Here is a 21,823-nt window from a genome sequence, read left to right on the forward strand (position 1 = left end):
AATATTAGTTTCTAACGTTGGTGGTATAGCTGGAAGAGTCCAGCTAAGTGTTTGCCATTGATCTACAACAGTATTGCCAACATTTTGATTGACTATTTGAAATGTACTAGCACCAGTGTTTGTAATCATTTGTATTCCAACAGTTCCTACATAATTTTTATTTACATCCATTGTGATAGTAAGATTACTAGGTACAGCAGCATCTATTTTCCAAGTACCAAAAGCAGCATCTTGATACCTATTATTAACTCCTGCATAGAAAGCATTTCCGGGCCCCATAACCACTTTTAATACTTTGGTTGTAGCAGATGTATTAGTTCCATCAGGATCTGGATTAGTAACTATTTCTGCCACTGGAGCACCACTGTCAAAAGTAAACCAAACTGGAGCAATCCCTGAAGGAGTTGCTGGCTCAAATCCCAAATTATATTGTTGTTGTTGAGAATATCCTAACGTAATAAAAGCTAGGAAAATGAATAGTGTAATTTTTTTCATAATATTTTGATTATTTAATATTATCAAATTTAGGATTGTTTGTAAAGAAATCATTAAATTGAAAGTATATAAAAACTATACCGAAAATATTAGTACGAATTTACATTGATTAGGATACTATTATCAACGCATTCAAGAGTTAACAAAAAGTAAATAAGACCAATGAATAAAAACAATATCCATAAATGTTGTGGTTATGAATGGGTAACTATTACGTTTGCGAAGTTTATTTTAATGCTAAATATCCATTTATAAAATAAAAAAGAGATGAAATTAGCATTTATATAAAAATTCAAATGAAAAATTATTAAATTAATAAAAAATATTTAAATAACATAAAATTATTAGTTTTACATCTTTAACATTTGTCAACACAGAATTAATTACCTTTGTGAAAATTGACTTTTTATATGATTCCTCAAGATATTTCGAAGCTAGAACCTAAAAAAAATATTATTATAAAAGGGGCTCAAATTCATAATTTGAAAAACCTTGATGTTGCCATTCCCAGAAACAAATTAGTAGTAATAACAGGTCTTTCAGGATCAGGAAAATCTTCTTTGGCATTTGATACTTTGTATGCCGAAGGACAACGTCGTTATGTAGAAAGTTTATCAAGTTATGCACGACAATTTCTTGGACGATTAGACAAACCAAAAGTTGAATATATCAAAGGAATTGCGCCAGCCATTGCCATAGAACAAAAAGTAAACACAACCAATGCTCGTTCTACAGTTGGAACATCGACAGAAATTTATGATTATTTAAAGTTACTATATGCTCGAATTGGCAAAACCATTTCACCTATTTCTGGTTTAGAAGTCAAAAAAAACACGGTTTCCGATGTTATTAATGAAGTTAAAACATTCGAAATTGAGTCTAAATGGTTACTCCTTGCTCCTATTCATCTGGAAGAAGGCAGAAAACTGGAAGACAAACTAAAAGTGCTATTGCAACAAGGTTTCGCTCGTATTTTGGTTAAAAATGAAATGATTCGTTTAGATTCTATCGATGAACATACATTAGATAATAAAGATATTTTACTTATTATTGACAGAATTGTAGTCAAAGACGACGAAGATTTTTTCAATAGATTGGCAGATTCTGTTCAAACTGCTTTTTATGAAGGCAAAGGAATTTGTTATTTACAAGAAGTGAATTCGAATAAAAAATTCAGTTATAGTGCTAATTTTGAATTAGATGGTTTGCAATTTTTAGAACCTAACGTACATTTATTCAGTTTTAACAATCCTTATGGTGCTTGTCCTGTTTGCGATGGTTATGGCAATATTATTGGGATTGATGAAGAATTAGTAATCCCAAATACAGCACTATCAGTTTATGAAAATGCAATATTTCCTTGGCGTGGTGAAAGTATGGGTTGGTTTCGTGACGAGTTAGTTAATCACAGCCATAAGTTTGATTTTCCAGTGCATAAGCCCTATTTTGAATTGTCTGAAGCACAAAAAGAAGTGGTTTGGAAAGGCAACAAATATTTTCAAGGTCTGAATGATTTTTTCAAAGAATTAGAAGAAAAAAATTATAAAATTCAAAACAGAGTGATGCTTTCTCGCTATCGTGGTAAAACAAAATGCCATACTTGCAAAGGAAAACGCCTTCGTCAAGAAGTATATAATATTAAAGTAGGCGGAAAAACATTGCCTGATTTGGTCGATTTATCCATAAAAAATACCGTTTTATTTTTCAAAGATTTAAAACTATCCGATTACGATTCCAAAGTTGCCAAACGTCTTTTAATAGAAATTAATAACCGATTGTCCTTCTTACAAGAAGTAGGGTTGGATTATTTGACATTAAATAGAAACTCGGCAACACTTTCTGGAGGTGAATCACAACGAATTAACTTGGCAACTTCATTAGGAAGTTCACTTGTTGGTTCGATGTATATTCTAGACGAGCCGAGTATTGGTTTGCATCCAAAAGATACCGAGAAGCTAATTCAAGTCCTGATTTCTCTACGTGACTTGGGAAATACAGTTATTGTGGTCGAACATGACGAGGATATTATGAAAGCTGCTGATATGATTATCGATATTGGTCCTGAAGCTGGAACTTTTGGTGGCGAATTGGTTGCTCAAGGGACTTTTGAAGAAATATTGAAATCAACTTCTTTAACGGCTCAATATTTGAATGGTGAGTTAGAAATATCCGTTCCTAAAACAAGACGAAAATCTTCGACTTATATAGAAATACTAGGTGCTCGTGAAAATAATTTACAAAATGTAGATGTCAAATTTCCATTAGAAATGCTTACTGTAATTACGGGAGTTTCAGGCTCTGGTAAAAGTACTTTAGTTAAGAAAATTCTATTTCCTGCATTACAGAAAAAGATTGATGGTATAGGAGAAAAAGCAGGGCAATTTAGTGATATGCGAGGTTTTTATCACAAAATTCAACATATAGAATATGTAGATCAAAACCCAATTGGGAGAAGTTCCCGTTCAAATCCAGTGACTTATATCAAGGCTTACGACGATATCAGAGAATTATATGCTAAAGAAAAACTATCAAAAAATCGTGGTTATCAAGCCAAACATTTTTCTTTTAATGTAGATGGTGGTCGTTGCGAGACTTGCAAAGGCGAAGGTTCCATAAATGTAGAAATGGTTTTTATGGCCGATGTTTCCTTGCCTTGTGAAACGTGTAACGGAAAACGTTTCAAGAAAGAAGTACTCGAAGTAACTTTTGAAGGTAAAAATATCGATAATATTTTAACAATGACTATCGATGATGCATTGACATTTTTTATAGAAACTAAACAAACTAAAATTTCACAAAAACTACAACCCTTGCAAGATGTAGGATTGGGTTATGTGCAATTAGGACAATCATCGTCAACACTTTCTGGAGGCGAAGCACAACGAATTAAACTGGCAACTTTTCTAGTAAAAGGAGCTACCAAAGAAAAAGCTTTGTTTGTTTTTGACGAACCTACCACAGGATTGCATTTTCACGATATTCAAAAACTACTAAAATCGTTTAATGCTTTAATTGAAAAAGGACATTCTATTATTGTCATCGAACATAATCTGGATATGATAAAATGTGCCGATTGGGTAATTGACTTAGGTCCAGAAGGTGGCGAAAATGGTGGGCAAATTTTAGCAATAGGAACTCCAGAGGAAATTGTAAAAAACAAAAAATCAATAACTGGAAAGTATTTGAAGGAGAAGTTATAAATAAAAATCTCAAATTTATAAACTAAAAGCTAGTTTATAAATTTGAGATCCTAAATTAATTGAGTTTAACATTTATTCTATTACAATTTTTTTACTTATTTTTTTGTTGATTGCGTTCAATTTTGCTAAGTAAATCCCTTTAGCAAAATCGCTAATATTGATTTTTTCTAGCTGATTTGGATTTGTAATTAATTTCTCAAGAACTACTTTTCCGTTTGTATCAATTAATTGAAACTGGTATTCTTTTTCGCTTAAAATACCTAAATTAATAGTTAAAAATTCTTTAGTTGGATTAGGAAAAAAACTAACTTGATAATCCGAATTGAACTCAGAAGTTGACAATGCTGCTACATTAGCAACAGCAAAATGCAATAAAGAACCAATACCTGCTTTTGCAATATTGTAAACATACACTGGATCCATATTTACTAATAAATCAGTAGCCGTATGCCTGTGAATTGATTCATTTTTTTCAAAAAAACCTGTTATCACTTCATTATTATCTTCAAATGGCATATAATCTGAAGCGTATGCATAGCTTAAAAAAGTATTTAATGTTGAGTACAAATCTACGCAAGTAATTAATTCATTTGTTATGGTGTTTGATGCTGCGTTATTTGTGGTTGGAATACCAGTATCTCTTTCGCAAGTAATGGTATTATTTGTCATTCCAGCCACTCCTCCTACTTCATCAATATTAAAAACTAATTTAATATTCATTTTCGGATTAGTTGCATTTACTACTGATGATACATAATGCTGACTTCCTTGCAAACCATCTTCCTCTCCTGAAAAATTAATAAATTTTATGGAATATTCTGTTGGAATATTTTTCATTAATCGAGCCATTTCTAATAAAATAGTCGTTCCACTTCCATTATCGTTTGTTCCTGTTCCAACTATGGAGTCATAATGAGCACAAACTATCACAAATGTGTTTGGATAAACGGTTCCTACTTTGGTAAGTATCAAATTTTTTACCGCTGCGGTTGATCCAGAATAGGTATAAGTGTCCTCAAAAAGTTGAGTGTTTGTGTATCCGTAACTTAAATATTTGTTTTTAATCCAATTAAGAGTGTTGGTTAATGAAGCTGTCCCTCTTCTTTTAACACCCAATCCTTCAAATTCAGTCAAATAATTAGTAATATTAGTTTGTGTTACTTGATTGGCTACATTATTGTATTCAGGTATAAAGGTCTGTGCATTTATTTCACCAAAAAAGCTAAATATAATAAATAAGGACAAAGTATTTTTTTTCATAATTAGGTAGTAAGTTTTTAAAGAAACAAATTTACAAAATAAAAAAAACAAATTAAAAATTAATCATTATACGCTTAATTATCATTTGTTTATGTTTTTTGATTAAAAGTAAACTTTTAATTTTTATTTTTTTGGCACGCAAATTGGATATACCAAAACAACAAGTTATTTTGCTTGTTCAAGGAAGCCAAAAATTGTTAGAGTAGGCGCAAAATAAAATTAATGTATTATGAAAAAATTTACTCTTTTAGTAGCCAGCATCTTCCTGGTAGGAAGTATGGCAAATGCGTCAGAAAACCCTGTTTTTTCTGACAACACAACAATAGCAAGATTCAATTTTGACGAACCTATTGCATTCACAGAACGTGGCATTGAGTTTTTTGTATTCCCAAATGGTGAATTCGACTTTAATACTAGACCACAAGATTCTGAAGGCGAATATTATTACAAAACCGCAAACAAAAGAGGTTCAGTAACTGTCGAAAGAAATCCAGTAAATTATGGTGTTCGTATCGAACACGATAGCTTCGGTAGAGTTCGTAGGGTTGGAAATACCTTTATAAACTATGATTTTAACGATAGAGTAAGCCGCATTGGAACTGTATATATGAAATACAACCGTTTTGCGCTTTCACAAGTAGGTGGATTGCGAATCGTATACGATCGAAGAGGTCAAATAATCGATATGTTTGGTAACGTAAAAGCAAATCGTTCAGGTTATCATTACGGGAACTATGGAGGAAACCATAACAACCAGTATGATAATAATAGTTCAAATCAGAACAATGACGATTATTATTATTACAAACAAGATGGCTCAAAAGCCAAAATTGAAAAACAAGAAAAAAACGACGGTGATACCACCATCGAAGACAATAATAAAAGATAGTTTATATGCTGGTTACATATAAATTTGGTTAGGTTGGTTTGTTTATGTTAGACTCCAGTATTAGCAATGATATTGGAGTTTTTTTTGGAGCTAATCCTGCTGTTCGTTACAATCTTTTCTTTTTTTAAAGAAAAAAAAGAAAAGGATTTCCACTGCCATCAGGGCTAAAAAGAAACCTAAAACAAGATTTAAACAATCGTTTCCAAAACAATTTCAGAAAGTTTTTGAGTTAAACTCTTCCTAGAATATTTTTCTAAACCAATAGCATTTACTTTCAATTTTTTATCCAAGTATAAGGCATAAAAGTCTAAAATTTTAGCTTTCAACTTCTCTTTTTCGTCATAATTACAAAATATTCCAGTATTGGTTTCGGTTAGAATCGATTCAAAATCAGAACCCTTTGGACCTATAGCAACGATAGGCCTTTCAGAAACCATATATTCAAACAATTTGCCAGGAATAATACTTTTGGTAACTTCAGAATCTATTTCAATTAGTAACAAAACTTGAGACTTTCTTTGATGTTCAATAGCTTCATTGTGAGAAAGGTAACCTAAATTGTTCACATACTTATTCAGATCAAAATCCGATATCGAGTCTAAAACCTCTTGACTCACTTTACCAATCAGTTTCAACTCAAAATGAGAAGCAAAATCAGTAATTTCAAGATTCAATTCTTTTAAAACTTCCCATAAAATTCTAGGATTTCTATCGGATAAAAAGGAACCAATGTGTGCCAAAGTAAATTTTGCATCTAGTGTAATTTTTCCAATACTTTCAACATCATACCCATTAGTAATTATTTCAATTGGTTTGTTGGTTATGGTTTGAAATTCAACTTTGGTTGTTGGACTAGTTACTATAATCACATCCGCAGTATTCAAAACTTGGCGTTCTAATTTTTTATGTTTGTTTTCAGCAAAACTAGACAGTTTTAATGATTTATGATATCCAATCGTTGTCCAAGGATCCCTGAAATCAGCCATCCATTTTATATTCGATTGTCGCTTGAGTCGCAATCCTATCAAATGTAAACTATGGGGTGGTCCAGTAGTAACAATGATATCAATATTATTTTCTTGAATGTATTTTGACAAATAATTTACAGAAGGCTTTACCCACAAAATTCTGGCGTCTGGAATAAAAACATTACCACGAACCCAAAGCAATATTTTTTGCAAAAAACTTTGTTTTTTTTGATTTGGAATAATCCCTGAACTAATTCCTTTGGAATTTTTCATCGAAAAAAAAGAAGCTAAACCATAAGGTTCTATTATTTTTTGTTTTAAAATGGTACAGTTTTCTGGAATTTCATCAAGCAAACCATTGTCAATAATAGGATATGTAGGATTTTCAGGAATATAAACTATTGGAGTAATATCAAAATCAGGCAAATATTTCACAAATTTCAACCAACGTTGCACTCCTGGCCCACCAGCTGGAGGCCAATAATACGTGATTATTAATACCTTTTTCATATTGATTTTACTAAAAATAATCCAACCCAAGTTGCTAATAACCCTATAAAAACACTCAAAGTAATGTATAGAATTGCTGTAAAAAATTGATTGGTTTGCAAAAGTTGAATATTTTCGTTCGAAAACGCCGAAAAAGTAGTATATCCTCCACAAAAACCTGTAATCAAGAAGAATTTTAAATCTTGTGAAATAGTATTTTGCTTTTCAAAATAGCCAAAAAATAAACCAATTAACAAACATCCAAGAACATTAGTTAAAAAAGTAGCATATGGAAAATTTGAACTTGCATATTTAGTTACAAAAATAGTAGTTACATATCGCAAAACGCTACCTAATCCACCTCCAATTGCTATATAAATTATGGTTTTCAATTATCCTTTTTACCTTTCATTTCATAATAAATACCAAAACCTAATAAAATTAAAATTCCAATAAAACTAAATAACGAAATCAAACTTCCGGTTTTGACTACTTGTGGTTCAAATTTGAATTCTACAGCATGCTTCCCTGCTGGGATTAATAATCCTCGTATGGCATAATTTACTCTAAAGTGTTCTTGCAATTTACCATCAATGTAGGCATTCCAACCATTTTTATAATACATTTCAGAAAAAACGGCTAAACCATTACTGGCATTGTTTGAGGAGTATTTTAAATGATTGGCTTTGTAACTGGTTAATTTTATCGAAGCCGAATTGTTATCGATTGTTGATTTTACATTGATGTTCGGGAAATCTTTTCTATTTAAAACAGCTACATTTTTAGAATCCAATTTATCCAATGCTTTCATCTCTTCATCCGCTGTGTTTACCAATTTCAAATTTTTAACAAACCAAGCGTTTCCATTCGTTTGCGTATTTTCTATTGGCATTTGATTGCCTTTTTCGTCGGTTTGAATTAAATACTTAACATTTAGCATATTCAATACTTCCATATTATTCTTGACAATATGATAGTCGAATAATTGTTCCATTCTTTTTGGTTTTACAGCACTATAACCACCAATAGACTTATGAAAATAAGAAGCTCTAGGATCCATCAAAGCATTTTCTGAAACTTCAAAAACACGATAATGTGATTTGTCTTTCAAAATGGCTTCATCGACTGGAGTTGCCTCAAAAGGAACTTCAACTTCACTAGCTTTTACAAACGCTGTACTATCGACATAATTTTTTCCAACAAAAAACAAGTCGGAAACCATTAACAATCCTATAAAAATTACTGCTACTTTCTGTGAAATAGTATTTTTAATAGCCAACCAAAAAGCCCCAAATACTAAAACCATAAAAAAGGCAGAACGTAACAAATCAGCATTGTATATTGATTTTCTGTCCGCTTTGAGGGCGTCCATAAATTCTGGACCGTAGGTTTCCATCCAGTAGGCGTCATTTCCACCTACAAAACTGAAACTCCCTTTAAACAAAAACAATAAAACGACAAGACCCAAACTTACTGTCGCTGCTTTCCATAAATTACTCCATTTTTTATCATTTTCTAATGCAAAAAATGATTGAAATCCCATAATGGCTAATAATGGCATACACAATTCTAGTAAAACCTGAATCGAGGAAACAGCCCTGAACTTATTGTACATCGGAACATAGTCAATAAAAAAGTGGGTTACTAGTGGGAAATTTTTTCCCCAAGAAAGCATTAAAGAAACTAATGAACCTATTAAAAATGCGTATTTTATTTTTCTGTTATCACAAAAAAGAGCCAAGACTGCCATAAAGAATACCACAGCACCAATATAGGCTGGTGCAGAAACTCCAGGCTGATCGCCCCAATAGGTTGGAATTTCCTTTACCATTTCTTTGGCTTGATCTTGCGGAACACTGTTGGCAATGGCAAACTCATAAATAGCAGAATTTGTGCCTACGTTTTCAAAATTAGAGCCACCAAAAATTCGTGGAGATATCAAATTAAAACTTTCGGAAATACCATAACTATAAGCGGTAATATAATCATAACCAATAGCATTGACTTCTGTATTTTTTGAACCATCAGCATTGTATCTTAAATCGTTTTTTCCACGATTACTTTCTTTGGCATATTCCGAAGTTGCTAACAAACTAGTAGCATTAGCACCCAAAGCGAAAATACCAGCAATAGCGAGAGTTCCAAAACCATACAACAATGATTTAATTTCTTTGTTTTTAATGGCATCATATACAAAATAAGCCGTAATGATAAGTAATAAAATTAATAAATAATAAGTCATTTGGAAGTGATTGGCATTAATTTCCAATGCTACCGCAATCAAAGTGAGCAATCCTCCTAAAATGTATTTTTTGCGTTGAAAGACTAATAAAACACCCGCCAAAACCAAAGGCATATACCCTATAGCGTGAGCTTTTGCATTATGTCCCACTCCAATAATTATAATTAAATAGGTTGAAAATCCAAAGGCTATGGCTCCAAAAAAAGCTTTCAATGGATTGACTTTCAATACTAACAATAGTACATAAAATCCAATGAAATACAAAAACATATAATCGGCAGGACGAGGCAAAAACCGAATTAAATAATCTAATTTTTTAATATAATTGTGCGGATAATTAGCACCCAATTGATACGTTGGCATTCCACCAAAAGCACTATTTGTCCAATATGGTTCGGTATTATTGGCAGCTCGAAAATCATTTTGTTCTTTGGCCATTGCCGTATATTGAACAATATCTTGTTGCTGAATTTTTTTGCCTTGTAAAACAGGGTAGAAATAAATTAGGGAAACTAAAACAAAGCCTAAAACGGCTAATAGGTGTGGATAAAAACGCTTCAACTGATTCATAAATGAAAAATTAATCTAAATAGGGCGTGAAGGTAAGAAAATTTTAGGTTTTTGAAAAGACACAATTATGATTCCTACTGTAATCTGTAAAATCATACTTTTTTTCGTCTCGTGTCAATAAAATATATGATTTTCCAAAATCCATCATCTTTATACAATTGAAAGGAGTTTACACCACTGTGTTGCAATTTTCCATTCATATAAAATTCATAAGGTGTCCACACATTTGCCATTGTTCCATCAACTTGAATAATAAAACTGAGAATTTTTTCTTCAAAACCTATGGTATGTGGTATTTTAGCTAAGGAATTAAAGAATCCTTCCATTGTTTCTTCCGTAAATTTGTTTCCTTTAGTATTCTCAGTTATGGATTGCATAATCATATTTTCGGAGCAATAGGCTCTTAATTTTGTGGTGTCTTTGGCGTGGAATGCTTCAAAGAAATTTTCAATAACTTTTTGAACTTCCTGATTTTGAGCATTTAATTGAACAATAAAAAATAACAAACCAATTGATAATACTTTTTTCATAAATATATTTTTAAAAACCATAATATAAAGTTACTACATTAACTTGATTTTTAATGGCTTTAAAAACAATTTTAGTATTTTTACAAATCGAAAATCAAAATTTAGAAAACTAAAATCTAAAACCTTTATGTCTGTAGCAAAAAAAGATTACAAAAGAATTACTACAAAATCACTGTTTGATATGAAAACAAATGGTGAGAAAATTTCAATGTTAACAGCATACGATTATACGATGGCAAAAATTGTGGATTCGTCTGGAGTGGATGTGATTCTTGTGGGAGATTCAGCAAGTAATGTAATGGCAGGACATGAAACGACATTACCGATAACATTAGATCAAATGATTTACCACGCTTCAGGTGTTGTAAGAGCTTGCGAAAGAGCATTGATTGTAGTTGATTTACCTTTTGGAACGTATCAATCGGATCCAAAAGAGGCATTACGATCGTCCATTAGAATTATGAAAGAAAGTGGCGGACACGCTGTAAAATTAGAAGGTGGAAGCGAAATTGCAGCCTCTATCAAAAAAATATTAAATGCTGGAATTCCTGTTATGGGACATTTGGGCTTGACACCACAATCCATATATAAATTTGGAACCTATACCGTTCGTGCCAAAGAAGAAGAAGAAGCCGAAAAACTATTAGAAGATGCTAAATTATTAGAACGAATTGGTTGCTTTGCATTGGTTTTAGAAAAAATACCCGCGGAATTAGCGGCAAAAGTAGCACAAAGTATTTCGATTCCTGTTATTGGTATTGGAGCGGGAAGTGGCGTTGATGGACAGGTTTTGGTACTTCATGATATGATTGGAATGACGCACGAGTTCAGCCCAAGATTTCTGCGCCGTTATATGAATTTATATGAAGATATGACAAAAGCCATTGGACAATATGTTTCTGATGTAAAAGCAGTCGATTTCCCTAATGCCAATGAGCAATATTAAGTAAATATTGATGGCAGAAAAAATTGTATCTACAAAAAACAACCTTCAAATCCTACACGAGGACAATCATATTATTGTGATTAACAAACGTGTGGGAGACATTGTACAAGGCGATAAAACAGGTGACAAACCTCTATCAGAAGTAGTCAAAGAATATATTAAAGAAAAATACAATAAACCTGGAGAAGTTTTTCTTGGAGTTATTCACCGTTTGGACAGACCCACAACTGGGATTGTTGTTTTTGCTAGAACAAGCAAGGCTTTGACTCGTATGAATGAAATGTTTAGCAGTCGGGAAACTCAAAAAACATATTGGGCAGTTGTAAAAAATAAGCCCGCTAAAAACGAAGATAAACTGGTTCATTTTATAAAAAGAAACGAGAAAAACAATACTTCCAAAGCGCATATCAAAGAAGTTCCCGAAAGCAAATTAGCCTCTTTAGATTATAAAATCATCAAAGAGTTAAACAATTACTTTGCTTTAGAAATAAATTTGCACACTGGACGTCATCATCAAATCAGAGCACAATTAGCAGCAATTGGATGTCCAATAAAAGGCGATTTGAAATATGGTTTTGATCGAAGTAATCCTGATGGAGGAATACATCTTCATGCGAGAAAGCTTGTTTTCACACATCCCGTTTCTAAAGAAAATATTGAAATTATTGCACTTGTTCCTGACGAAGTAGTTTGGAAAGCCATTTAATACATTTAAAAATGAAATTCAAAAACAACATAAATTTCCGAAAAGAGACTTTAAAGAAACTATTAAAAACAATCATCAAATACGAAGATGAAATAGTAGAAGCTTTGCACAAAGATTTCAAAAAACCCGGATTTGAAGCCGTTTTAACAGAAACCAATTATGTCATCTCGGATTTGAAAGAAACTATAAAAAACATAACTAAATGGTCAAAACCCAAACGTGTTTTTCCATCAATTTTAAATTTTCCGTCTACTGATTATATTTATAGTGAGCCTTATGGAAATGTTTTGATTATCTCGCCTTGGAATTATCCATATCAATTGGCTTTGTGTCCACTAATAGCTGCGGTAGCTGCTGGAAATAAAGTGACTTTAAAACCATCAGAACTTACTCCACATACTTCATCAATCATTACTAAAATAGTTAGAGAAACCTTTGACAACAAACACGTTGTGGCAATTCTTGGCGATGTTGGAATGGCACAAGAGTTATTAAAACAACGTTGGGATTACATATTTTTTACGGGAAGCGTTCCTGTTGGAAAAATTATTGCCAAAATCGCCGCCGAAAACCTAACACCAGTAACATTAGAATTAGGTGGGAAAAGTCCTTGTATTGTTGACGAAACTGCTAATTTAGAAGTGGCAGCAAAACGCATTATTTGGGGAAAAATCATCAATGCAGGACAAACTTGTGTTGCTCCCGATTATCTTTTAGTACATCAAAAAGTAAAAAACAAGTTTGTTGGGTTGCTAAAAACCGAAATCTCTAATGCATTGGGAGAAAATCCAGAAGAATCAACTGATTTTGCAAGAATTATAAATCTTAAAAACTGGGAACGTCAAATTCGATTACTTGAAAATCAAAAAATACTTTTTGGAGGCCAATCCAACAGAGATACTTTTTACCTCGCTCCTACACTACTCGACGAACCAGGTCTGAAAAGTGCTGTAATGCAAGAAGAAATTTTTGGTCCAATCCTGCCCATTATTTCATACCAAACCAAACAAGAAATCGAGACGATAATTAACAGTTACGAAAAGCCTTTGTCTTTTTATATTTTTTCAGAAAACACCTCATTTATAGACGAAACATTAGCAAAATTCTCGTTCGGAGGTGGCTGTGTTAATGATACTTTAGTACATTTAGCAAACAGCCGATTACCATTTGGAGGTGTTGGACATTCTGGAATGGGAGCGTATCATGGAAGATTGAGTTTTGACATCTTTTCACACAAAAAATCGGTAGTAAAAAAACCAACTTGGATTGATATTCCATTGCGTTACGCACCTTATGGAAATAAACTAAAATACATCAAAAAAGTACTAAACTGGCTATAGCAAATTAAATAAAAATGGAAGAATTAAATAAAACCAACAAAAATATTGACCTAGGAGATTGCATAAACGAATCCTTTGAAACCTATAAAAAAGGAGCTTTACAATGCGGTTTAGCATTTATGACAATAATCGCTATTGTTTGTGCTTTTGCTTTTATTGCAATCGCATCATTTACAGATTTAAAAACTTTTTCCGAATCAATGAAAGATTTTAATCCTAAAAATTTATCCACAGAAGGCATTCTAATTTATTATGGAATAGTGCTTGCTTTTGGAATTCTAATTGCTCCATTCAATGCTGGTTTAATCAAAATGATGCAACAAGCTGACCAAGAGGAAGAAGTTAATTTTAAAACTTTTTTTAGTTATGTAAATAGCAAGTATTATGGACAATTGGTCGTGTTAACCCTCATTCTTTCCATTTTTAGTGTCACAATAAATCATTGTTTAGGACTTATACTTCCTGAATTTACCGCAGGAATTATTGGTATGCTTCTTTCGTTAGTTGTTTCCGTATTAACATTTGTATGCATTCCAGCCATTATTTTTAAAGATCTAAATGCTATTGATGCTATAAAATACAGTATAAATCATATGAGTAATAACTTTGTTACTATTCTGATTTTAACAATTATTGGATTTATTGGAGGCTATGTAGGAGCGATTGCGTGTTGTGTCGGAATGTTTTTTACATTTCCAATCTTGTATGCGATGCATTACACTGTTTTCAAAAAAATAGAATCCAATACATAAAACAATCTAAAACCCTAAATCCCGTTCTATTTCTTCCATTTCAATGATGTCGTGAGCTTCTTGAAGTGAAGGCACAATGCTTATTTTTTTGGTATTGCTATTGAAATCAAAATCGTTTGTAACAATCACAAACGATTTTTTATTTTTTTTATGCAATTTATAAATATCAGAAAACAACAAAATATCTTTGACCAATATATTTTTTGAAATTGATAAATCTATAATTAAATTGGAGTTTTTAAATGAATTAATTTCATCGGTTAATTTCTCCAAAAAAGGTACTAAATCACCTTTAGTATCTTTTACAATTATAGTATGTCCTTTTTGCTCAACTTTCATTTTATTATTTTTAATTTTTTAAAAAGCTAATTTACTTAAAGAATTAGTCTTTTACATAACAACTAACAAAATAATCTTTTCAAATTTGTGATTAGGTTTGTCATTTTATTAGTAACCTGTATTTAGTTTATAACCGCATTTATTTTTTGCCATACATCGCTATCAAATCCAGATAATGCAAAATTTGGTGTCGCTGGATCTGATGCTCCTCCCATTCTTATAATTACCATATTTTTACTCGGAATTACATAAATACGCTGATCTTCGGCACCCATTGCTGCATACATATCCGAAGGAGCATTCGAAACTAAAGATGTTTGATAAACAGTTTGACCTCCTGGAACCATATAATTAGGTTTACCATTTAGCCACCATAAATACCCATATGATGGATTTATATTTTGTGAAGTTGTGATACTTTCATTAAAAAAAGTTTCGTTTATTATTGTTTCATTTTTCCATTTTCCTTTATTTAGAGCCAATAGTCCAAACCGTGCCATACTTCGAGTATTGCTGTTATATATTTTAAATATTATTCCATTATTCCAAAAGCCATCCATTCCTATTTTATTTTTTAGTTTAGCATTGAAATAAGCTTCAAAATTTTGACTACTTGCTGCTCCTACAACATCCATTAACTTTTGAAAAACATTTGCATATGACCATCTTGTTCCTGCATCAGCTAAATAGGTTAAATTTGAAGTTATAACCAAATTACTTGCATCATTAAGTCCCGAAGTCATTGAAAGTAGATTTTTTGATGTTATTAAGTTTTCTTGTGCTAAAGTTTCACTTGTCCAACCTGTACCAATGTACTGAGAAACTTTGTTGTTAATATTGAGTAAACCTTCTTGTTGTGCTATTCCTGTAGTTGTTGAAACGAGAGTTTTTCCTGCACTATTCCATTGCCAAGAGGAAGTAGCAGTATGATCATCAAAATACTCTTCCATTACAATTCTTCCGTTCACTAAAATCATAAAAGATTTTGTGTTTTTTTCAATTAGATAATCTTTCAAAGGCTGAATAGCACTTTGATTCCATCCTAAACTAGCAAGAGATTTTGTTTCCCAAGCCGTATCAGTATTTGATGGAAAATACATCGATTCTACTTGAACAGGAGGTATAACGACAGCATTATCTTTTTCACAGCCAAAAATTGGGAATAATAATAGGAAAAGGAATTTTAGATTTTTCATAAACTATACTCTTTAATCAATAATTGGTTTTAAAGTTAGACAATTAAATTTAATAAAGGTTTAAAAGGGTTCCTACCTTATTCTTTAATTTTGAAAATAACAGTAGTTAACTGATGTGTTATTTTCTATTTCGTTTTGAAATCGGATAATACCAAAGTTGAGAATACCATTTGTCTTTTGGGTCATTTAGTATTCCATATTTAGTTGGATAACGATGCGGAAAATGCGCCGTTTTAAAAATAACATCCCAAATTATTAAAACTGTAGCATAATTTCCCATTGGCGTAGAATGTACGTCAATACCGTGATGTGCGTGATGGGTTGATGGTAAAGTTATGAATCTTTCCAAAATCCAAGTTATTGGTTTTAGAAATTTATGTTTGTACAAAAACGAATCCCATTTTATGTTGGTGTGCGTAATTACATCAATAATTCCAATAATCATTGTCGAAATTATATAAGCTTTTCCGAGTCCGAAATACACCATAGTTGCTGAATACCATAGATTTGGCATTAACACAAACCACAGCCAATTCTCTCGATAAGAAACTGCAATATTCATATCGGGTGATGTATGATGTGTTTTGTGAATGTTCCATAACCATATCCATTCGTGACCTTTTCTGTGGTACCAATAGTGTAAAAATTCGTCGGGAATAAAAACAATCAATACGCCAATCCAAATTGGCAAATGACTTAATGCGTTAGAAAAATTTGGAAATAAATATGCTGCAATTAAACTTGTTAAAAGTACAATGGATGGTTTTATGATAATGGCTAATTGTGCAACACTTATCAAATCAATAATCCAATCGTCTTTTCTTCGTTTTGAATTGGCATAAACTCCAGTTATCGCTTCAAGAATCCCAAATCCTAACAAAACCGTTGTTACAACTATTGTGTCTTGATGAATCATTAGCAACAAGTTATCTTTGTTCTTAAGTTATTCCAATATATTTTAGTCGATGCAAATAATGTTACAACGTGAATAATTGCAATTATGATTGCTCCAGGAATAAGATTTTTTACAATAAATAAAAAGATGGAGTGGTTTTCAATTCCATCAAAGTTTTGAACCAAAGTAACTTCATTGTTTATCAATTTAATTTTAATGGCAAGAAAAACTGCAATTGATGCGAAATGAAAACCGTTTACAAAAAGATGTAAAATATATTCCCATCGAGGTAATCCGCCCATAAATTTTCTGCTATTCGTTTCAGAAAATGCGTCAATTCCTAAAACTATACTATCTAACACAACAATGCTAATTCCTATAAAAAAGCTTGTGTTGGAATCTTGTTTGATAAACAAAAAATACAAAATTGCAGGGAAAAATATGGCTCGAATGGTATGTGTGAAATGTTCAAATCTACTTTCGAGATTATTGTGGAGTTGATACTTGAAAATATGCAAATAAAAGCCATCGTAAACAGCTAAAAGTGCAAAAAGTGAAATTAATATTGATGAGATAATAAAAGCAATTTCCATTTTGAAGAGTTAAAATTATTTCATCAAAAATATAAATGCTTATTCTTAAGAAAAAGGACATTTGTCCTTAAATTTCTTTAGAGATTTCTAATTTTATTCTACTCAAAGTTCGGTTTGTTATTCCTAAATACGATGCGATGTATTGATTGGCAACTTTTTGAATAATTTGAGGTTGTTCGTTCATTAATCTCAAATATTTAATTTTTGCTGTTTCATTATTCAAAACCGATGCGTATTTTTCCATTCCTATATATTCTCTTTCGGCAATTAGCCTGCCTATTTTTCCCCAAATCGGACTTTCAACATATAACTTTTGCAAATCATCATAAGTAATTACCCATAATTCAGTTTCTTCTAATGCTTGAATGCTTAATTTTGAAGGTTCTTGAACTATAAAACTTTTATAGGCTGATGTAAGATTGTTTTCTGTACAAAAACAAGAAGTTGTATCTTCTAAATTTTCATTTGAATAAAATATTCTTAAACTTCCAAAATTTATAAATGCAATTTGCTTACAAATTGTATTTTCTTTTACAAAATATTCTCCTTTTTTAAGTATAATTTTTCTGAAATATTGAAAACCATTTTCAAAATCTTTCTCAGAAATTGGAGTGACATTAATTAAAAATTGATGCAAATTGTTTTCTATTTTCATTTTTGAGATTTGTGGGGAAAACACATCAGTTAAAGGTTTAGCGATTGCGGATTTTGGTAATTTGAAAATCTCCTTTCCATAACCATTGCGCAATTTAAAAACTAATGATAAAGATAATAACAAAAAGTTACATCGAAAAACTTCTACTTAAATATTGCCAAATCACTTGTTGGTAGCAGATTTATCTCGTTTAGCTATTTTATAATTCTTTATCAAATTTGCTAAAATACATATACCAATTCCATTCCCAAGTTTCTCCTTTGTCTGTCGAAAATGCTTGACTCCAAATTGGATTTTCTTTGTCAATAATATCCCAACGAAATACAACTAGAATGTCTTTACCTTTAAAATTGTCCTTTGTAAAAAAATAGGCAATATCATTTTCAAATGAGCCAACAACAGGTGGTTGCAAAACTCCTTCATTAGAATCTGCCCAATAAATACTCCATAATTTAGTTATAGGATTAAAAAGACGAACAGACATTCCTTCAAAAGGTTCTCCGTCAAAAGTTGAAAGATAATTGTCAATATTGCCAATTCCATTTAATACTCGATACATTTCCTGCGTTGATTCAAACTCGATCCACTCAGTACAGTTCTCTAACTTTATTTTTAATTTTCTATTTTGAAGTTTCCATTTGCCTTCATAAAAATCAAAATCATTTTTTGAGGAGGTTTCTGAAGCGATTATTTTTAAGTTTCCGTTTTCGTCAAATGTTATTTTTGGAATTACAATTTCGTTATTGCTCATAGTTTTTTAATTTTTTTGTGATGTAATTTGTTCAAAATCATAAATTCTAATAACGGAAGTCGTTTAACTTTGGATTAATTCCATTATGAGTTTTTCATAAATTAATTATCCATACGAATAATCCCGCTTTTCAAAAAAGAAACATAGTTATCTGTTATTCGTTTTGCAAAATAGTTTCTCAACGATTTTACGTTTTCACTTTAAAGAGTTATAGGAATTGTTCAAGATCTCTTTCGTCAATTCCAATTTGTTTGAAATATGAAGTAATGTTTTTCATAAATAGTCACTAAAAAAAGAAAACAAACTCTATTATACATTTCAATAGACTTTTATTTTTGAATTTTAGAAGCTAATAAATAAGTCACAGCCATTCGAATAGCCACTCCATTTTCAACTTGATTTAAGATAACTGATTGTTTGGAATCTGCTACATCGGAAGTGATTTCGACACCACGATTTATAGGTCCAGGATGCATAATTACAATTTCTTTATTGAGAGAATCTAGCATTTTTTTATCCACACCATATTGCATAGCATATTCGCGTGTTGACGGAAAATAGCTGATATCAAGGCGTTCATTCTGAACTCGCAATATGTTAGCTACATCACACCAAACCAGTGCTTTATGTAAATTCATTTCTACTTTAACTCCAAGTGACTCAATGTGCTTTGGAATTAGTGTTTTCGGACCGCAAACTCGTACTTCAGCACCTAATTTTTGTAGTGAATATATGTTAGAAAGCGCCACTCTAGAATGCAAAATATCACCAACAATCACAACTTTTTTACCAGCCACATCGCCTAGTTTTTCACGAATAGTATAAGCGTCGAGCAAGGCTTGAGTTGGATGTTCGTGAGCTCCATCTCCTGCATTAATGATACTTGCTTTGACGTTTTTTGACAAAAAAACAGCAGCTCCAGGAGAAGCGTGTCGCATCACAACCATATCAACTTTCATTGCTAAAATGTTGTTTACAGTATCTATAAGCGTTTCTCCTTTGGTAACTGACGAGCTTGAAGCAGCGAAATTAATCACATCAGCCGAAAGTCGTTTTTGAGCCAATTCGAAAGATAATTTTGTCCTAGTACTGTTTTCAAAAAATATATTTGCAATGGTAATATCTCGAAGCGAAGGAACCTTTTTTATAGGTCGATTGATAACTTCTTTAAAATGATCGGCGGTTTCAAAAATGAGATTGATATCGTTCTCGTTGATGTATTTGATACCTAATAAATGATTTACACTTAACTCCTTCATCTTAAATTGTTATTAATTCAACCGAATCTTCACCTGATGTTTCTTTCCACTTCACCACTACTTTTTCGTTATTTATGGCATCAACTTGACGACCACGATAATCAGGCTGTATGGGCAAGTGACGGCTAAAACGCCTATCGATAAGTACTAAAAGTTCTACTTCACTTGGTCTTCCAAACGATTGTATGGCAGAAAGTGCTGCATTGATACTTCTTCCCGTGTACAACACATCATCAATAAAAATAACTTTTTTATCTTCAACCAGAAAATCAATTTTGGTTTTGTTGGCTTCTAATGATTTTTCGCCACGACGGAAATCGTCTCTAAAAAAAGTAATATCTAGAAATCCTAAAGCAATATTTTTTATTTGATATTCTGTCTCTAAAATTTCTTTCAAACGAGTAGCTAGTTGGGTTCCACGAGGCTGAATTCCTATCAAAATAGTGTTTTTAAAATCGAGATGATTTTCTATTAACTGACAGGCCAAACGATGAAGTATGATGGTAACTTCTTTGTGATTGAGCAAAACTTTTTGACTCATAGTAGTTTGTTGTGTTTGGAATACAAAAATAAGTTTTTTTTTGAATAAAAATACTATTGCATAAAAAAAGCCTCACATTGCTGTGAGGCTTATCCCATTTTATTTTTGAACACATTAGTTTTTTACAAACTTTGTATTCGATGTTCCTTTGTCAGAATTTATTTTGATGAAATAATTTCCAGACGTTAAACTCGAAACATCAACTGTTTTTGTGTTTTGTGCGTTTGGAATTACAAGAACTAATTGTCCTAAAGTATTGTATATATTGATTGAACTTACTGAAATGCTTTCTTTACTTGTAATATTCAAAACATCAGAAACAGGGTTTGGATACACACTAAAATAATTTGAGAATACAAAATCTTGTCTGCTTAATACTGCAATAGTTGTTGTCGCAGTATTGGTTACAATTGGAAAATTATAATCAAAATAAATACTGGCCGAATTGCTAAACGTATTTCCTAAAACTAATGTTGGTTTGGTTTTTATTTTAAAGGAAACATAACCATCGTTTGTAGCATTAGCGAAAGGCAAATTTATATTTTGGCAGATAAACTCTACTTTGTTTCCTGCTTTAATATTGGTTACAAACGAATGGCTTCCTTTTATTGGAACTATTGAGTTGATATCGAATTTAGCCAAATCGATCATATCTTTTACAACAATATTTTGTGCATTTGCCGTACCATTATTCTCGAAACGAATCATATAATGCACATAATCGCCCACTTTTGTTGGTGTGATTGTTGCTCCTTCTAAACAGGTTTTGTCATTTGGATCGAAAGAGTTCACTACCGTTTGGTTGTATTCAAAGGTGTTATCATTTGGCAAATCATCAGTTGCGGGAGAAGTAATGGTTGCTGTATAATTCAATACATCGCCACTATTAACCGCAGGAGTTTCCATTGGAGAATTTACATTGAGTATCACTGTAATTTCTCTCGTTTCAAATGGAGCTAAATTAACAAAATCCCAAGATAAATTATTTGCAGTTTGACTTGTCGTTGTAGGATTTGCCAAAACTAAATCTAAAACGGCATCGTTAAAAACTAAATTGACAGTTCCCGATTGCGTGGTATTTCCTTTGTTTTTATAAATAATTTTATAAGTAGCATCAAAACCTGGTCTGGCAATTTCTAATGGTAATAAAGTAACTTCTAAATCTGGGTGAACACCATTTGCGGTAATACAAAAATTTTGAGTAAAC

The 21,823-nt window shown here is 31.7% G+C and carries 21 protein-coding genes; 6 read left to right on the plus strand and 15 right to left on the minus strand.

Annotated elements, in window-relative coordinates; translation table 11 throughout:
- The coding region (locus tag RMO70_RS15925; protein ID WP_310557431.1) for a hypothetical protein at positions 1-495 on the minus strand (495 nt) is incomplete at its 3' end.
- A 410-nt stretch (positions 496-905) separates the two neighbouring features.
- Between RMO70_RS15925 and uvrA the strand changes: the two genes are divergently transcribed.
- A complete protein-coding gene (gene uvrA, locus RMO70_RS15930) occupies positions 906-3,695 on the plus strand; it encodes an excinuclease ABC subunit UvrA (RefSeq protein WP_310557432.1) in 2,790 nt (929 codons plus the stop codon).
- Positions 3,696-3,767: 72 nt separating this feature from the next.
- Here uvrA and RMO70_RS15935 read toward each other — a convergent pair whose 3' ends face one another.
- On the minus strand, positions 3,768-4,955 hold the full coding sequence (locus RMO70_RS15935; protein WP_310557433.1) for a M28 family peptidase: 1,188 nt from the start codon (positions 4,953-4,955) through the stop codon (positions 3,768-3,770).
- Between the two features lie 229 nt (positions 4,956-5,184).
- Here RMO70_RS15935 and RMO70_RS15940 point away from each other — a divergent pair, with 229 nt between their 5' ends.
- Complete coding sequence (locus RMO70_RS15940; RefSeq protein WP_310557434.1) at positions 5,185-5,844, plus strand: hypothetical protein; 660 nt, start codon at positions 5,185-5,187, stop codon at positions 5,842-5,844.
- Positions 5,845-6,032: 188 nt separating this feature from the next.
- Here the strand turns inward: RMO70_RS15940 and RMO70_RS15945 are convergent, their stop codons facing one another.
- The 4 genes from RMO70_RS15945 to RMO70_RS15960 all read right to left on the minus strand — a co-directional run bounded on the left by RMO70_RS15945 (position 6,033) and on the right by RMO70_RS15960 (position 10,643).
- Entirely contained in the window at positions 6,033-7,322 is a 1,290-nt protein-coding gene (locus RMO70_RS15945; RefSeq protein ID WP_409025100.1) for a glycosyltransferase family 4 protein, read from the minus strand.
- A complete protein-coding gene (gene crcB / locus RMO70_RS15950; protein WP_310557435.1) occupies positions 7,319-7,693 on the minus strand; it encodes a fluoride efflux transporter CrcB in 375 nt (124 codons plus the stop codon). Before crcB ends, RMO70_RS15945 begins: the two co-directional genes overlap by 4 nt.
- Positions 7,690-10,113, minus strand: coding sequence for a YfhO family protein (locus RMO70_RS15955; protein ID WP_310557436.1), 2,424 nt, complete (start codon positions 10,111-10,113; stop codon positions 7,690-7,692). The genes crcB and RMO70_RS15955 overlap by 4 nt, the downstream gene beginning before the upstream one ends.
- Positions 10,114-10,205: 92 nt before the next feature.
- Positions 10,206-10,643 (minus strand): DUF4440 domain-containing protein, encoded by a 438-nt coding sequence (locus RMO70_RS15960; protein ID WP_310557437.1) that lies wholly within the window; start codon positions 10,641-10,643, stop codon positions 10,206-10,208.
- 127 nt (positions 10,644-10,770) lie between these two features.
- On the opposite strand from RMO70_RS15960, the gene panB reads away from it, so the two are divergent.
- The 4 genes from panB to RMO70_RS15980 are packed head-to-tail and all read left to right on the plus strand — an operon-like array spanning position 10,771 to position 14,387.
- Positions 10,771-11,589, plus strand: coding sequence for a 3-methyl-2-oxobutanoate hydroxymethyltransferase (gene panB / locus RMO70_RS15965; RefSeq protein WP_310557438.1), 819 nt, complete (start codon positions 10,771-10,773; stop codon positions 11,587-11,589).
- Between the two features lie 10 nt (positions 11,590-11,599).
- On the plus strand, positions 11,600-12,295 hold the full coding sequence (locus RMO70_RS15970) for an RNA pseudouridine synthase (RefSeq protein ID WP_310557439.1): 696 nt from the start codon (positions 11,600-11,602) through the stop codon (positions 12,293-12,295).
- An 11-nt stretch (positions 12,296-12,306) separates the two neighbouring features.
- On the plus strand, positions 12,307-13,635 hold the full coding sequence (locus tag RMO70_RS15975) for an aldehyde dehydrogenase (RefSeq protein ID WP_310557440.1): 1,329 nt from the start codon (positions 12,307-12,309) through the stop codon (positions 13,633-13,635).
- 14 nt (positions 13,636-13,649) lie between these two features.
- Positions 13,650-14,387 carry a hypothetical protein gene (locus RMO70_RS15980; RefSeq protein ID WP_310557441.1) on the plus strand — a complete coding sequence of 246 codons (738 nt, stop codon included), beginning with the start codon at positions 13,650-13,652 and terminating at the stop codon, positions 14,385-14,387.
- A gap of 6 nt (positions 14,388-14,393) precedes the next feature.
- Here the strand turns inward: RMO70_RS15980 and RMO70_RS15985 are convergent, their stop codons facing one another.
- The 9 genes from RMO70_RS15985 to RMO70_RS16025 form a co-directional block, all read right to left on the minus strand.
- Entirely contained in the window at positions 14,394-14,726 is a 333-nt protein-coding gene (locus tag RMO70_RS15985) for a ribonuclease Z (RefSeq protein WP_310557442.1), read from the minus strand.
- Between the two features lie 122 nt (positions 14,727-14,848).
- Positions 14,849-15,922, minus strand: a complete 1,074-nt coding sequence (locus tag RMO70_RS15990; protein ID WP_310557443.1) for a serine hydrolase — start codon at positions 15,920-15,922, stop codon at positions 14,849-14,851.
- A 118-nt stretch (positions 15,923-16,040) separates the two neighbouring features.
- Positions 16,041-16,838, minus strand: a complete 798-nt coding sequence (locus tag RMO70_RS15995; RefSeq protein ID WP_310557444.1) for a sterol desaturase family protein — start codon at positions 16,836-16,838, stop codon at positions 16,041-16,043.
- Positions 16,838-17,410, minus strand: coding sequence for a hypothetical protein (locus RMO70_RS16000; protein ID WP_310557445.1), 573 nt, complete (start codon positions 17,408-17,410; stop codon positions 16,838-16,840). Before RMO70_RS16000 ends, RMO70_RS15995 begins: the two co-directional genes overlap by 1 nt.
- A gap of 67 nt (positions 17,411-17,477) precedes the next feature.
- Positions 17,478-18,065: a Crp/Fnr family transcriptional regulator gene (locus tag RMO70_RS16005; protein ID WP_310557446.1), complete on the minus strand. Its 588-nt coding sequence runs from the start codon at positions 18,063-18,065 to the stop codon at positions 17,478-17,480.
- A gap of 199 nt (positions 18,066-18,264) precedes the next feature.
- On the minus strand, positions 18,265-18,816 hold the full coding sequence (locus tag RMO70_RS16010; RefSeq protein ID WP_310557447.1) for a hypothetical protein: 552 nt from the start codon (positions 18,814-18,816) through the stop codon (positions 18,265-18,267).
- 329 nt (positions 18,817-19,145) lie between these two features.
- Positions 19,146-20,075, minus strand: a complete 930-nt coding sequence (locus RMO70_RS16015) for an aspartate carbamoyltransferase catalytic subunit (RefSeq protein ID WP_310557448.1) — start codon at positions 20,073-20,075, stop codon at positions 19,146-19,148.
- A gap of 1 nt (position 20,076) precedes the next feature.
- Positions 20,077-20,616: a bifunctional pyr operon transcriptional regulator/uracil phosphoribosyltransferase PyrR gene (pyrR, locus tag RMO70_RS16020; RefSeq protein ID WP_310557449.1), complete on the minus strand. Its 540-nt coding sequence runs from the start codon at positions 20,614-20,616 to the stop codon at positions 20,077-20,079.
- Between the two features lie 114 nt (positions 20,617-20,730).
- Positions 20,731-21,823 (minus strand): T9SS type A sorting domain-containing protein (locus RMO70_RS16025; RefSeq protein ID WP_310557450.1); only part of this gene is annotated, 1,093 nt, incomplete at its 5' end.

This window comes from Flavobacterium sp., assembly GCF_031422135.1.
Classification (GTDB): domain Bacteria; phylum Bacteroidota; class Bacteroidia; order Flavobacteriales; family Flavobacteriaceae; genus Flavobacterium.